The organism is Streptomyces sp. NPDC002328 (assembly GCF_042890065.1).
Classification (GTDB): domain Bacteria; phylum Actinomycetota; class Actinomycetes; order Streptomycetales; family Streptomycetaceae; genus Streptomyces.
This window is the reverse complement of sequence record NZ_JBIARQ010000034.1, coordinates 15,630-28,710: the sequence shown is the minus strand read 5'-3', so window position 1 is coordinate 28,710 and position 13,081 is coordinate 15,630. Positions and strand designations below refer to the sequence as shown.

The 13,081-nt window shown below is 68.5% G+C and carries 12 protein-coding genes and 4 pseudogenes; 11 read left to right on the top strand and 5 right to left on the bottom strand.

Going from position 1 to position 13,081, the window contains the following annotated elements; all coding sequences use genetic code 11:
• Positions 1-108 precede the first annotated feature (108 nt).
• A pseudogene (locus ACFYX4_RS39620) lies at positions 109-453 on the top strand (cation:proton antiporter); the annotation flags it as partial.
• A 254-nt stretch (positions 454-707) separates the two neighbouring features.
• Here the strand turns inward: ACFYX4_RS39620 and ACFYX4_RS39615 are convergent.
• From ACFYX4_RS39615 to ACFYX4_RS39605, 3 genes and pseudogenes are all read right to left on the bottom strand, one after another.
• Positions 708-1,091 (bottom strand): winged helix-turn-helix transcriptional regulator, encoded by a 384-nt coding sequence (locus ACFYX4_RS39615; protein ID WP_389344573.1) that lies wholly within the window; start codon positions 1,089-1,091, stop codon positions 708-710.
• 90 nt (positions 1,092-1,181) lie between these two features.
• Positions 1,182-2,067: pseudogene (locus tag ACFYX4_RS39610) on the bottom strand (FAD-dependent oxidoreductase); the annotation flags it as partial.
• 197 nt (positions 2,068-2,264) lie between these two features.
• A complete protein-coding gene (locus ACFYX4_RS39605; RefSeq protein WP_389344571.1) occupies positions 2,265-2,858 on the bottom strand; it encodes a TetR/AcrR family transcriptional regulator in 594 nt (197 codons plus the stop codon).
• A 77-nt stretch (positions 2,859-2,935) separates the two neighbouring features.
• Between ACFYX4_RS39605 and ACFYX4_RS39600 the strand changes: the two genes are divergently transcribed.
• The 4 genes and pseudogenes from ACFYX4_RS39600 to ACFYX4_RS39585 all read left to right on the top strand — a co-directional run bounded on the left by ACFYX4_RS39600 (position 2,936) and on the right by ACFYX4_RS39585 (position 5,219).
• A complete protein-coding gene (locus ACFYX4_RS39600; RefSeq protein WP_345626840.1) occupies positions 2,936-3,352 on the top strand; it encodes a VOC family protein in 417 nt (138 codons plus the stop codon).
• A gap of 115 nt (positions 3,353-3,467) precedes the next feature.
• Positions 3,468-4,169 (top strand): annotated as a pseudogene (locus ACFYX4_RS39595) (helix-turn-helix domain-containing protein); the annotation flags it as partial.
• A gap of 100 nt (positions 4,170-4,269) precedes the next feature.
• Entirely contained in the window at positions 4,270-4,656 is a 387-nt protein-coding gene (locus ACFYX4_RS39590) for a transposase (protein WP_389344624.1), read from the top strand.
• Positions 4,653-5,219: a TetR/AcrR family transcriptional regulator gene (locus tag ACFYX4_RS39585; protein ID WP_389344622.1), complete on the top strand. Its 567-nt coding sequence runs from the start codon at positions 4,653-4,655 to the stop codon at positions 5,217-5,219. Before ACFYX4_RS39590 ends, ACFYX4_RS39585 begins: the two co-directional genes overlap by 4 nt.
• Positions 5,220-5,526: 307 nt before the next feature.
• Here ACFYX4_RS39585 and ACFYX4_RS39580 read toward each other — a convergent pair whose 3' ends face one another.
• Positions 5,527-6,417: an NAD(P)-dependent oxidoreductase gene (locus ACFYX4_RS39580; RefSeq protein WP_389344568.1), complete on the bottom strand. Its 891-nt coding sequence runs from the start codon at positions 6,415-6,417 to the stop codon at positions 5,527-5,529.
• A 226-nt stretch (positions 6,418-6,643) separates the two neighbouring features.
• Here ACFYX4_RS39580 and ACFYX4_RS39575 point away from each other — a divergent pair, with 226 nt between their 5' ends.
• From ACFYX4_RS39575 to ACFYX4_RS39550, 6 genes and pseudogenes are all read left to right on the top strand, one after another.
• Positions 6,644-6,979, top strand: a complete 336-nt coding sequence (locus tag ACFYX4_RS39575; RefSeq protein ID WP_389344620.1) for a winged helix-turn-helix transcriptional regulator — start codon at positions 6,644-6,646, stop codon at positions 6,977-6,979.
• Positions 6,980-7,038: 59 nt separating this feature from the next.
• On the top strand, positions 7,039-7,809 hold the full coding sequence (locus ACFYX4_RS39570; protein WP_389344618.1) for a transposase family protein: 771 nt from the start codon (positions 7,039-7,041) through the stop codon (positions 7,807-7,809).
• A 122-nt stretch (positions 7,810-7,931) separates the two neighbouring features.
• Positions 7,932-8,947 (top strand): annotated as a pseudogene (locus ACFYX4_RS39565) (NADP-dependent oxidoreductase).
• A 218-nt stretch (positions 8,948-9,165) separates the two neighbouring features.
• Positions 9,166-9,864 (top strand): SDR family oxidoreductase, encoded by a 699-nt coding sequence (locus ACFYX4_RS39560; protein ID WP_389344566.1) that lies wholly within the window; start codon positions 9,166-9,168, stop codon positions 9,862-9,864.
• Between the two features lie 258 nt (positions 9,865-10,122).
• A complete protein-coding gene (locus ACFYX4_RS39555; protein WP_389344564.1) occupies positions 10,123-11,190 on the top strand; it encodes an alkene reductase in 1,068 nt (355 codons plus the stop codon).
• 238 nt (positions 11,191-11,428) lie between these two features.
• Positions 11,429-12,007 (top strand): TetR/AcrR family transcriptional regulator, encoded by a 579-nt coding sequence (locus ACFYX4_RS39550; RefSeq protein WP_389344562.1) that lies wholly within the window; start codon positions 11,429-11,431, stop codon positions 12,005-12,007.
• A 35-nt stretch (positions 12,008-12,042) separates the two neighbouring features.
• Here the strand turns inward: ACFYX4_RS39550 and ACFYX4_RS39545 are convergent, their stop codons facing one another.
• Positions 12,043-12,909 (bottom strand): alpha/beta fold hydrolase, encoded by an 867-nt coding sequence (locus ACFYX4_RS39545; protein ID WP_389344560.1) that lies wholly within the window; start codon positions 12,907-12,909, stop codon positions 12,043-12,045.
• Between the last annotated feature and the right edge of the window lie 172 nt (positions 12,910-13,081).

Genomic DNA, 13,081 nt, shown 5'->3' with positions numbered 1-13,081 from the left:
GTTGACACTGCCTTGACAAGGCTGAGCCCGATAGGGTGAAGGCGGTGTGCCGGGAAGTCTGGTCGGCGGGGAGCCACAAGGTCTCCTTCTTCTGGCCGAGGGGACGGCATGCGCGGCGTGGGAACGGTCCTGGCTCTCGTGGTGCTCGCCACGCTGGTGGCGACGTTCGCGCGCCGGTGGCGTATCCCCGCGCCCTCCCTGCTCGTCGTCGCCGGACTCGTCGTGGCCCTGCTGCCGGGCACCCCGCGGATCGAGATCAGCCCCGAGGGCATCGGCCTCGTCGTCCTGCCGCCCCTGCTGTACGCGAGCGCCGAGGAGATGTCCTGGCGCGAGCTGCGCGTGTTGTGGAAGCCGGTCGGGGTGCTGTCCATAGGGCTGGTGCTCGCCTCGGCCGCGGCGGTCGGCGCGGTGGCGTCGCTGGTGACGCCGTTGTCGTGGCAGATGGCGTTCGTGCGCCGGCCCGTCGACCGAGTCCGCCGACCGCACCTACCGCCAGCTGCGCCGCGACCTGATCACGGTCGAGGAGGCCGAACTCCAGCGCCTCTACGACGAACACCGCATCAGCGACACCACACGGCGCCGCCTGCAACGCTCACTGGACCTGGAGGAGGCCAGACTGGCGGACACGTGAACGCATCGAGCCGTGCGCCCGCCTCCCGGAAGGCTTCATCGGCGTGACGACGCGCTCGGCCGCCGCGGTGTGCCCGTCAGGTGTCGAAGCGGTCGCGTGCGTTCTCGATGTGGCCGAGGTGCTGGTGAGTCCAGCCGCAGATGGCGTCGACCGCTGTGCGCAGGGCCCGGCCCGGCTCGGTGAGGGTGTACTCCACTCGCGGCGGCACGGTGGGGTACACCTTCCGGTCGACCAGGCCGTTGCGCTCCAGCATGCGCAGGTTCTGGGTGAGCATCTTGTGGCTGACGCCCTCGACCTCGTCGCGCAGCTCGCTGAAGCGCAGGGTGCGCTCGCCGAGCGCCTCGACGATCAGGAGCGCCCACTTGTTGGCGACGTCCGAGAAGATCTCCCGCGCCAGGGAGTCCACGCGCCGCAGGTCGGCGTCCTCGGGCAGGCCTTTGAGCAGTTGCTTGGACGCCATCAGGTCCCCCAGTCGCCGAAAAGTGCGTTGTTCCAGGTCAGCCCTCACTCTCCTACAGTTCCCGAGTAACCACAAGAGAGCCGGATCCGGTCAGCCGGGTTGGAAGAACGCGAGGATCTTGCGGGCGGCGTCCGGTGACGCCGGCATTTCCTGGATCCGGGCGGACTGGCGACCGGCCGCGCTGGTGCGTTCGGACATCTCACGTTCGTACTCCTTGACGGCGGTGGGGAAGTCGTCCGGGTGCGCGGCCAGCGCGAGCCCGAGCGAAGTGCCGTCCAGCAGCGCCATGTTGGCACCCTGCCCCACCGGCGGCATGAGGTGCGCGGCGTCGCCGAGCAGGGTGACGCCGGGTGTCGACGGCCACGTCAGACCGACCGGGAGCGTGGAGATCTGCCGAGGCAGGACCGTGTCGTCGCAGGCCGCGATCAGCGCGGTGAAGCGTGGATGCCAGCCGGTGAACAGGTCGATCAGCCGCGCCCGGGCGGCGGCCGGGTCGCCGAACGGGATCCCGCTGGTCGCGAACCAGTCCTCGCCGGTGTCGTAGAAGTTGAGTCCGATGCGCACCCGGCCGTCGCCGTTGCGCTGCGCCGCCAGGGACTGTCCGCCGCCGAGCGCCCAGTAGTTGCCGCGTCCGACCATCGGCGAGGTCGGGGTGGGTGCGGTCGATGTCGGGAATACCGATCTCGACGACGTTCTGGCCGGTGTGCGCCGGCCGGGCGTCGGTGAGCAGCGCGCGGACCCGGGAGCCCGCGCCGTCCGCGCCGACCAGGAGGTCGTACGTCGCGCTGCCGCCGTCGGCGAAGTGCAGCAGTCCGTCGTCGGCGGGCTCGAACGCGCGCCCCCACCGCACCGCGTGTTCAGGGAGGGAGTCCAGCAGCAGGTCGCGCAGATCGGCACGGTCGACCTCGGGCCGATCCAGCGGTGCGTCGTCGGGCGTGTACTCCTGTGACAGCAGGGTGCCGTCCGGCTCGAGAAGGGTGTTGCGGGCGATGCCCAGAGCAGGTCCATGGTCCGTGCGATCGAGCAGGGCCACTGCTGCAAACGACGTCCGCCTCACGGCGACCAGCTAAGTGGTCGGCTCCGGAAGTCCTTCGGGGGTTGACTTGAGCACTGGGCGTGTGGTGTGCGTGGGTCGACAGCGGAGCGATTGCGCCCTGTTGCGTGGTCATCACGTCAACCGGCTCGCAGGGCCTGCAACAGTTGCGTCAGCGCGGCTTTGGTGTGGTCCAGGTCTTCGGGGTCGGAGGAGGATGCGAGCCACAGGGCGGCCTCGTTCATTGCCCCTGACAGCAGGTGGACCAGTGGAGCGACTGGCTGCGGGGCGATGATCCTTGCGTCGATGAGGGAGGACAGCGCGTCGGCGAGGTGGCGGGCCGAGGCGGCTTCGTCCATCGCCCGCCATTGGCTCCATCCCAGTACGGCAGGCCCGTCGACCAGCATGACGCGTTGGATGTCCGGATCGGTGGTCGCGGCGAGGAACTCCTGGCAGCCAGCGGTCAGCTGGGTCCAGGGATCGTCGTGGGCGTCGGCGGCCGCGGCCACGCGTCGGCCCACTTCCTGCTGCATCTCTTCCAGGACGGCGCGGAAGAGGTCCGCCTTGCCGGTGAAGTGGTGATAGAGCGCACCCTTGGTCACTCCGGCTGCCTGGACGATTTCCGCCAGGCCCACCGCGCCGTAGCCGCTGCCTGAGAACAGGCGCCTGCTCTCCAGCAGCAGCGCCTGCCTGGTCTGCTCCCGCTGCTGTGCCCGGATGCCGTGCTGTCGCATCGCACTCCTCATTGACATACCATCAGTATGCGAATAACGTCATTCGCATACTGATGGTATGTGAAAGGGGTTCAGGTATGAAGCTGACCGGCTTCTATCCCGTGATCGGCACAGCGAAGCTGCGAGAGTCCCACGACTTCTACACCCGGCTGCTGGGGTTCGAGACGACGTTCGAGGCCGACTGGTACGTCAGCCTGCGCCAGCCGGGAGATCCCGGGTACGAGCTCGCCCTCCTCGACCACAGCCACCCGACGGTTCCCACGGGCCACCGGGTCCCCGCACAGGGCCTGCTGCTCAACTTCGAGGTGGAGGACGTGGACGCGGAATGGGAACGGCTCGTCACCAGCGAAGGGCTGCACCCCATCCTTGAACTGCGCAGCGAGGACTTCGGGCAAAGGCACTTCATCGTGGCCGATCCCAACGGTGTCCTGATCGACGTGATCACGCCCATCGCCCCCACCGCGGAGTACCGCGAGCAGTACGTCACCAGCTGACCTCCGAGGGGCGTGTTCGTCAACGACCTATCGGGCACGCCCTGGCCACCGGGGACTTGAGGGCTGCGCCGGTGAGGGAAGCCGGCGCTGTCCCTCCCGTTCACCGCCCCGAGAGATGGGCCGCTCTCCTTCCATGCCCGTGTGCTCTGCCGTGCCCGTGGAGCTGACCGCTTCCGAGCGCCACCGACTCAAGAAGATGGCCTACAGCCACAAAACCCCGCACCAGGCACGCCAGCGGGCGACGATCGTGCTCCTGGCGGCACGAGGTCGCGGCAACGCCCGGATCGCCGCCGAAACCCACCTGCACGTGGACACCGTGCGCCGCTGGCGCGGCCGATTCGCGGCCGGCAGGGTGCCTGCCCTGGCCGACCGCAAGCGATCGGGACGACCGTCGGCATTCACCGCGCTGCAGATCGCCGAAATCAAGGCGCCGGCCTGCCAGTTGCCCACCGAAACCGAAACCCCGCTCTCCCGCTGGTCATGCCCCGAGCTCGCGCGCGAGGCCGTCACCCGGGCCATCACCGAGACGATCTCCGCCTCCACGGTGCGCCGCTGGCTCAAGGACGACGCACTCAAGCCCTGGCAGCACCGCTCCTGGATCTTCATCCGTGACCCGAACTTCCGCGCCGCCGCTCAACGGGTCCTGGACCTCTACGCCCGCACCTTCGACAGTGTCCCGCTCGGCGAAGACGAGTACGTCATCTCCGCGGATGAGAAGACCTCCATCCAGGCCCGCTGCCGCTGCCACCCCACCCTGGCCCCCGGCCAGGCCCGCACGATGCGCGTCAACCACACCTACGGGCGCGGCGGAGCCCTGGCCTACCTGGCCGCCTACGACATCCACCGGGCCGAAGTCTTCGGCCGTTGTGAACAGACCACCGGCATCGTGCCGTTCATGAAAACTGGTCGAGCAGGTGATGACCAGCGAGCCCTACGCCAGCGCGAAACGCGTGTACTGGATCGTCGACAACGGCTCCTCACATCGCGGCCAGTCGGCCACAGACCGCCTGGCCAACAGGTTTCCGAACGCCGTCACGGTCCATACACCCGTCCATGCCTCCTGGCTGAACCAGATAGAGATCTTCTTCTCCATCGTGCAGCGCAAGGTCGTCGCACCCAACGACTTCACCGACCTCGACCAGGTCAGGGACCGGCTCCGAAGATTCGAAGACCGCTACAACGCCACGGCACAGCCGTTCCAGTGGAAGTTCACCACCTCCGACCTGGACGATCTGCTGGCCAGACTCGACCGGCACGCAGTCACCGACCTACCGGAAGAATCCTCCACGGCACTCGCAGCATGATCGAGCGACGCCCGGCCCGGGACCGCATTCTCGACACCGCCAGCGAGCTGTTCTACGCCCATGGCATCCACGCCGTGGGAGTGGACCGGCTGATCGCCGAGTCGGGGGTCGCCAAGGCCACGCTGTACAAGCACTTCCCCAGCAAGGACGACGTGGTCGTCGCGTATCTGCGACGGATGGACGACAACTGGCGGCGGCATCTGCGCACCGCGGCTCTCGCGGCCGGAGAGGACCCGCGGGAACAGCTCTTCGGCGTCTTCGTCGCACTGGAGAGGACGGCACGCGAGGGCCGGCTGGGCTGTGCGTTCATCAACGCGGTGGCGGAGTACGGGCCCGGCAGCACGGTGCACGCCGCTGCCGCCGAGCACAAGGACGCCGTCCGACGCTGGGTGCGCGATCTGGCCGCCGCGGCCGGAGCCGGCGATCCCGACACACTCGCGTTCCAGCTGACACTCCTCATCGACGGCACACTGGCGGCGACCCGCGTCGACCACGCGGACCTGACCGCCGAAGCCGCCAAGCGGGCGGCGCGCGAGCTGCTCGACGCGGCCTGCACCCGATGACTCCCTCCCCCGACCGGCCCGTTCGCGGCCCGTCACGGAACCCGCCCCTGTCGAATACCGACGCTTCTCTTAACTAAGGGCTCGCAGAGAATCAACGTGTTGCTTCTCTGCGAGCCCTAAAGCTTGTCCCGTAACTGAGATGACGGTTGCCGGGATACGCCCCTCAACGGGGCGCCCGGACTCGTGTTGCTCCTGGCGCCAGGGGTGTCGCAGCTGTTTGGTATGGCTGTAGTTGAGCGTGCCCGGCCAGCAGTCCGGGTGCTTGGGTGATTGATCCCCTTCGCTCCCAGTTGTGTGCGGTCTCGGGTTATGCGGTCGGCGCCGGATTCTTGAGTATCTCTGTAAGGGCGGAGATGCTGTGGTCGCCGTAGCCGGCCTCGACGGCTCGCTTCAGCAAGTCGTGGAAGGGCTTATGCCACTCCATGTCGAGGTTCGCTTCCTTGCCGAGTTCCTCGTCATGCGCGGCTCCAGCCAGGAACAGACTTACCGAGGACGCGGGATTGCTGTAGTCGCCGCGGTCAATCTCCTCTGCGAAGACCGGCAGCACTGAGTTGATCATCTCGAACCACTTGATGCTGAACCGCACCATTGAGGCCACCTCAAGGCCACGCGCCTGCACCGCTGCCGCACCCTGGAAGAAGCCGACGAGCGCAGGCAGCAGGGTGCCGCCCACCGCCATCTCGTACAGGGCGGCGAGATCGGCGTCGGTACCGAGGTAGACGGTGTCACCGCCCAACGCCCGCAGCGTCGACGCGAACTCGTCGAAGACGGTGTTGTCGCCGCCGTAATACAGGAGGGTGTCCTCAGCTCCGACGGCAGACGGAACGTTCTTGATCGCCCCGCCGAGGTAACGCGCGCCGTGCCCGAGCGCCCATTCGGCCATCTGACGTGCACCGGCCGGCGAACCGCTGTTCAGGCTCACTAGGGCCCGCCCCTTGAGCGTGGCAGTGGCCGGTTCCAGGGCCTCGATGGTGCTCTCGTATGTGGTCAGACAAGCGATGATCAACGGACTTGCCGCGACTGCCTCGTCCATCGTCTGCGCGTGAATAGCGCCCTTGGACACGAGCGGCACGGCCTTCGATGCCGTCCTGTTCCAAACGGTGGTCCGGTGTCCGGCGTCGATGAATGCCTCAGCCAATGCGCTGCCCATCGAGCCCAGCCCGACGACGGTCACGGAAGTGCGGTGGTGCCCGGTCATACGTTTACTCCTGCCTGATGCCGATGCATCTGAAGCGTGAATCGGGTCAAATAGCCGGCATCACACGGAGTTGCTGCCCTCTCGATGCGATGCCTGATCCATGCTGCGGCGGCACCAACACTTCTGCAAGTACCTACAATTCTGTTCGGTACCCACATTTTTGTTAGGGGGAGTGCTGGTGCGGAAGCGGAGTTATACCTGCGGCCTGGACGCTGCCATCGACGTCATGGGAGGAAAATGGAAGGGACTGATCCTGTTCTGGCTCGGTGAGGGGCCACTGCGCTTCGGCGAGTTACGCCGAACGGTGGTCGGCATCAGTGAACGGATGTTGATCCTGCATCTGCGGGAGCTGGAGGCCAGCGGTCTGGTGCACCGCGAGGTCCATCACCAGGTGCCACCGAAGGTGGAGTACTCACTGACCGAGTTCGGCCACTCGCTCCTTACCGCTCTCACCCCACTCGGCCGGTGGGGCGAAGACCACATCGAGCGTCTCGAAGCCCTCCTTGAGCCGGGCACACGGGAAGGCGGTCGAGAACACCGTCGCGACGCCTCGCCCCCTTGACCTACTGCCCGGCCCTCAAGAAGGCAGCCCATAACTGATCTTGATGTGCGACGATCCCGATCGCGGCAGGTGTGATCACAGCATCAGAGACTTTCTGGGTAGCCCCGTTCACAGGACTCAGCCCACGGCTCTTCACTCGTCTGGTGGCCGCAGTGCGCCGCGAGAACGCGGCCGCACCCGCGCGGGGGCGGCCGTGGAAGCTTCCTCTGGAAGACCGAGTGCTACTCGTGACCGCCTATTGGCGCACCAACCTGACACGGCGCCAACTGGCCCCACTGTTCGGCATTTCGAAGTCCGCGGCAGACCGTGTCGTCGACCACCTCGGGCCGATGCTCGCGCTCCAGCCACGCAAGCGGTTCCGCAAGGACACCGTCCTCATCGTGGACGGCACCCTGGTGCCCACGCGTGATCACTCGGTGGCCGAGCAGTCGAAGAACTACCGGTACTCCACGAACCACCAGGCCGTCATCGATGCCGACACCCGCCTGGTGATCGCCGCCGCCCATCCCGTGCCGGGCACCACCGCGGACGCCCATGCCTGGCGGGCCTCCGGCCTGGCTGAACACTGCCAGGGCGTGACCGTCCTGGGCGACGGCGCCTACCTCAACTGCGGGATGGCGGTGCCGCACCGTAAACGCCCCCACCGGCCCCTGCTGCCCGGCGAGGAGGAGGACAACGCCGCCCACCGCAAGGTCCGAGCCCGCGTGGAACATGTGATCGGACGGATGAAGAACTACAAGATCCTCCGCGACTGCCGACAGCGCGGCGACGGACTCCACCACGCGGTCCAGGCCGTCGCTCACATGCACAACCTCGCCCTCGCATCATGACCAGAAGACCGCGGTCACAGGCCCTGACCTGCCCGAACACAACCTTGTGCAACACCCTTCAGACAGACCTTTCTGTCTTCAGCCGATGCGCCACCACCATCACACGAAGGGACTTGATCCACATGTCCGAGCAGCCCCTCCCCACCACCGCCCGCGCCTGGCACCTGGACTCCCGCCCCGAAGGCCGGCCGGCAGCCTCCGACTTATCGCTGCGCGAGGTGGACCTCCCCGCGCTCGGCCCGGGGCAGCTCCTGGTCGCCAACGAGTACCTCTCGGTCGACCCGTACATGCGCGGCCGGATGAGCGACAAGAAGTCCTACATCGAGCCGTACGAGGTGGGCGCGCCGCTGGACGGCCCCGCCGTCGGCCGCGTACTGGCGTCCAACGCCGAGGGGTTCGCGCCCGGCGACCACGTGGTGCACGTCCTCGGCTGGCGCGACCACGCGGTCCTCGACGCGGCCGGTGCCCAGAAGGTGGACCCGCATCTCGCCCCGCTCACCGCCTACTTGGGCGTGCTCGGCGTCACCGGGCTCACCGCCTACATCGGGCTCGAGCGCTTCGCGAAGATCAAGGAGGGCGACACCGTCTCCGTCTCCGGTGCGGCGGGCGCGGTCGGCAGCCAGGTCGGCCAGATCGCCAAGCTGAAGGGCGCCGGACGCGTGATCGGCAGCACGGGCTCGGCCGAGAAGGTCAAGGTGCTGGTCGAGGAGTACGGCTACGACGCGGCGTTCCACTACAAGGACGGGCCGGTGGCCGAGCAGTTGGCCCAGGCGGCGCCGGACGGCATCGACGTCTTCTTCGACAACGTCGGAGACGAGCACCTGGAGGCGGCGATCGGCGCGCTCAGGCTGCACGCGCGGATCGTCCTGTGCGGGATGGTCTCCCAGTACAACGACGAGAAGGTCGTCGGGCCGCGCAACTGTGGAACCTGTCCGTCACGCGTTCGGACATCCTGTCGTTCATGTTCAGCGAAGAGCTGGACCTCCAGCCGGAGTTCGTGCGGGAGGTCGGCGGCTGGCTCGCCGAGGGCAAGCTCCGCTACCGCGAGACCGTGCGGGACGGCCTCGACGAGACCCCGAACGCCTTCCTCGCGATGATGCGGGGCGAGAACGTCGGAAAGATGATCCTGAAGCTCTGACTCCGCCACCGGTGAGCGGGCACGCGGGGGCCCGGCACCCCCGAGCGAGGGGCCTGCCGCGAGCACGGCAGGCCCCTCCTCGCTCAGGGTTGCGGCCCTCGACGCACAGGCTTTAGCATTACGATCGTAATTGCATGAGGCGGCCTCACTCCGGGCACCCGATCGCACCCGATCGCCTGCCCGAGCCCGCCCTCTCCCCACTTCACCAGGAACCTTCCATGGACCTCTCCACCAGCACCGCCCTCGTGACCGGAGCCAACCGGGGCTTCGGTCGGACCCTCGCCGCCGAACTGCTCGGCCGTGGTGCCACCGTCTACGCGGGCGCCCGCAACCCCGACCAGGTGGACCTGCCCGGCGTGAAGCCGATCGCGCTCGACATCACCGACCCCGCATCCGTCGCGGCGGCGGCCGAGGTCACGGGCGACGTCACCGTCCTCGTCAACAACGCGGGGTCCTCCACCGGCGCGGACCTGCTCGCCGCCGACCTGGACGACGTCCGGCTGGAGATGGACACCCACTACTTCGGCACCCTGTCGGTGGTCCGGAGCTTCGCGCCCCAGATCGCTGCCCACGGCGGCGGGACGATCCTGAACGTGCTGTCCGGCCTGTCCTGGGTCAGCTTTCCGCAGCTCGGCGCGTACTGCGCCGCCAAGTCGGCGGAGTGGTCCCTCACCAACGCCCTGCGCCAGCAGCTCGCCGGCCAGGGCATCCGAGTCTCGGGACTCCACGTCGGCTACATGGACACCGACATGGCCCGCGCCGTCGACGCCGCCAAGTCGGACCCGGCCGACATCGCCCGGATCGCCGTGGACGGCATCGCCTCGGGCGTCTACGAGATCCTCGCGGACGACGCGGCACGCCAGGCCCAGGCCGCACTGTCCGGAGGCGTCTCCGCGCTGTACCCGCACCTCCCCTGAGAGCCGGCCGCCCCGAAGCCGGCGGTGCGGCACAGGGTCATGACCCAGTGCCGGGCGAGCGTTCCCTCGGGTTCCATCGCCCAGGCATGGTCGGGGACTGGAGCGAGGCGATGCACCCGCCGAACTCCGCCTCCAGTTGGGCGAGTTGCTGGGCCGGACCTGCGGCCACCGCCTCTCCCTTCCTTGCCGTCGCCCGCGAGGCTATTACATTATGTTCGTAATTCTATTGCCCCGCGCCCACCACCCGAGGAATCACCGATGCTCAACGCCCTGTGGAACCCGGTCACCGCCGGAGACATCTCCCTGCCGCACCGGCTGGCCATGGCCCCTCTGACCCGCAGTCGCGCCACCGCGGACGGCGTGCCGACCGAGCTGAACGCCGAGTACTACGCCCAGCGCGCCTCGCACGCGCTCATCATCACCGAGGGCACCCAGCCCTCCGCCGACGGCCAGGGATACCCGGTGACCCCGGGCATCCACACCGACGAGCACATCGCCGGCTGGCGCAAGGTCACCGACGCCGTGCACGGGGCCGGGGGGCGGATCGTCATCCAGCTGATGCACGCCGGGCGCATCGCCCACCCGGACAACACCCCCCATCACCGGCAGCCGGTGGCTCCCTCCGCGATCAAGCCGGCGGGCCTGACCTTCACCCCGTCGGGCCTCCAGGAGATGCCGGTGCCGCGCGAGCTGTCCACCGAGGAGGTCGCCGCGACGGTCGAGGACTTCCGGCGCGCCGCCGCGGCGGCCATCGCGGCGGGCGCCGACGGCGTCGAGATCCACGGGGCCAACGGCTACCTGGTCAACCAGTTCCTCTTCCCCAGCGCCAACCAGCGCACCGACCGCTACGGCGGCTCCCTCGACAACCGCATCCGCTTCGCGGTGGAGGTCGCCACCGCCGTCGCCGACGAGATCGGCGCAGGCCGCACCGGCATCCGGATCTCCCCCGGCAACCCCTTCCAGCTCAACGACCTCGTGGAGAGCGACCACCACGAGCTCTACCCGCACCTCCTGCGCGCCCTCGCACCCCTCGACCTCGCCTACCTGCACATCGGCCACGGCGGCGACGAGGAACTCCTCTTCACCCTCCGCAAGTTGTGGCCGACCACCCTGCTCCTGAACCGGGCCGGCGCCGACATCGCCACCCGCGCCAAGGACATCGAAGACGGCCTGGCCGACGTCGTCACCGTCGGCACCATGGCCCTCGCCAACCCCGACCTCGTCGCGCGCGTGCGCTCCAACGCGCCCCTGAACACCCCCGACCCCGACACCTTCTACGGCGGCGGCGCGGCCGGCTACACCGACTACCCCACCTACGCCGCCTGACCAGCACCCGACGACCACCTGACGAACGCCCGACGAGCACCTGACGCGCACTCGGCGCCCGACGCCCGGGAGGAGACCCGGGGCCGGGCGCCGACGCCTTGACCCATACATGATCGGTGGCCACCCGACCCGTCCCGTTCCGGCCCCACGGTCGTGATATTACGTGCGTCAGACCATGACTTACGCTTGAGTGCGGGGCGACGGCCTCACGGAACGAACGGGACGAACGGAGGACACCGTGGTGCGCTATGCCAAGGAGCACAAGCAGGTGACGCGGCAGCGGATCATCGAGAAGGCCGGTCACCGGTTCAAGCAGGACGGCATAGACGGCTCGGGCATCTCCACGCTGATGGCGGACGCGGGGCTCACCAACGGGGCCTTCTACGCCCACTTCGCGTCCAAGGACGACCTCGTGGCCCACGTGGTGAGCGACGAACTGCGCACGCAGGTCGAGAGGTACGGCACCCTGCGGCCCGGCCGCGCGGGGCTGGAGGACCTCGTGCGCGAGTATCTGTCGCCCGAGCACCGGGACCACCCGGGTCTCGGCTGCCCGTCCGCCGCCCTCCTGGACGAGATCGGCCGCTGCGAGGGCGGGGCCAAGCAGGCCTACACCGACGGCGCGCGGGACATCCTGGACGAGATCGCCGCGCGGCTCGCGCCGGAGGATCCGCAGTCCGCCCGCGGCACGGCCGTCGGACTCTTCACCATGCTCGTGGGGACCTTGCAACTGGCCCGTGCGCTCTCCGAACCGAAGCTCTCCGACGAGATCCTCGAACGGGGAATCGAGAACGCCCTCGCCTTCATGCGCCGGCCGTAAACGCGCCGGCCGTAGCGGCCGATCACAGCCGGGACCTACCGCTCGAGGAACTCCAGCGCCGTCTCCACGAACTCCTGGTGGAACTGGAAGATGCCACCGTGGCCGGCGTCGGGGTAGATCACCAACTCGCCGTTCGGCAACCGCCGCGCCAGGTCCACGGAGTTCTTCGTCGGCACCATCCGGTCGCTCTCGCCGTTGACCACGAGCACCGGCTGGTGGATGACGGGCAGATCCTGGGGCCGTGCGAGCCCCCAGCGGTGAATGGCCGCGAGCTGGGCGCCGTACGAGGTGAGGGAGATCGCCTTGTCGCGGCCGTGGGTGCGCTCCTTCAGCCGGGCCAGGAACTCCTTGCCCGCCCGGCGTCCGCCCGCAGTGCGGGTGAAGAACAGGAACTGCTTGGGGTCCTGAAGCGTCAACAGCCCCCGCACGGTGTCGAGATGGGACAGCCGGGTCACGTTCTTGATGCCCTCGCCGCCCGCGGGGCCGGTGCCCGTGAGGATCAGCTTGCGCACGAGGTCCGGGTCGGTCCGCGCGATCACCTGGGCGATCATGCCGCCCATCGAGAAGCCGTGGATGTCGACGCGCTCGAACCCGAGCGCCCGTATGAACGTGACGGCGTCCTTCGCCATCGCCTCGATGGTCCGAGGCGTCGAACCGCTGGAGGCGCCGACGCCTCTGTTGTCGAAGGTGATGACCCGCCGCTCGGCGGCGATGCCGTCGACGACCCGAGGGTCCCAGTTGTCGAGAACCGCGGCGAGGTGGGTGAGGAAGACCACCGGGACGTCGGACCGGGGGCCGAGTTCGCGGTAGGCGAAGGCCACTCCCCCGGCATCGATGGTGCGGGTCGGGGCCGTCCGGTACGACGTCACCGCGCCGCCTCGTACTTCCTGTGAGTCCGTCATGTCCGTGTCCTTGGGTGCGAGGTCTTCCGCGAGCGCGCCGCTCCTCCTCCACCGAGGGAGCCGAGGGAAGGGTGCCGAGCAGCGCTCGACGATTAAATTATGACCGTAATCTAATAAGGTCGCAAGAGCCTCCGCGCAAGACCCTCCACTCCCGCGGCGAACACGCGAGTGC

Coding starts and splice junctions, on each gene's coding strand:
- ACFYX4_RS39585 (WP_389344622.1), top strand. CDS start 4,653: ATGATCGAGCGACGCCCGGCCCGGGACCGCATTCTCGACACCGCCAGC.
- ACFYX4_RS39545 (WP_389344560.1), bottom strand. CDS start 12,909: ATGACGGACTCACAGGAAGTACGAGGCGGCGCGGTGACGTCGTACCGG.
- ACFYX4_RS39615 (WP_389344573.1), bottom strand. CDS start 1,091: ATGGCGTCCAAGCAACTGCTCAAAGGCCTGCCCGAGGACGCCGACCTG.
- ACFYX4_RS39555 (WP_389344564.1), top strand. CDS start 10,123: ATGCTCAACGCCCTGTGGAACCCGGTCACCGCCGGAGACATCTCCCTG.
- ACFYX4_RS39590 (WP_389344624.1), top strand. CDS start 4,270: ATGACCAGCGAGCCCTACGCCAGCGCGAAACGCGTGTACTGGATCGTC.
- ACFYX4_RS39575 (WP_389344620.1), top strand. CDS start 6,644: ATGGGAGGAAAATGGAAGGGACTGATCCTGTTCTGGCTCGGTGAGGGG.
- ACFYX4_RS39605 (WP_389344571.1), bottom strand. CDS start 2,858: ATGCGACAGCACGGCATCCGGGCACAGCAGCGGGAGCAGACCAGGCAG.
- ACFYX4_RS39600 (WP_345626840.1), top strand. CDS start 2,936: ATGAAGCTGACCGGCTTCTATCCCGTGATCGGCACAGCGAAGCTGCGA.
- ACFYX4_RS39560 (WP_389344566.1), top strand. CDS start 9,166: ATGGACCTCTCCACCAGCACCGCCCTCGTGACCGGAGCCAACCGGGGC.
- ACFYX4_RS39580 (WP_389344568.1), bottom strand. CDS start 6,417: ATGACCGGGCACCACCGCACTTCCGTGACCGTCGTCGGGCTGGGCTCG.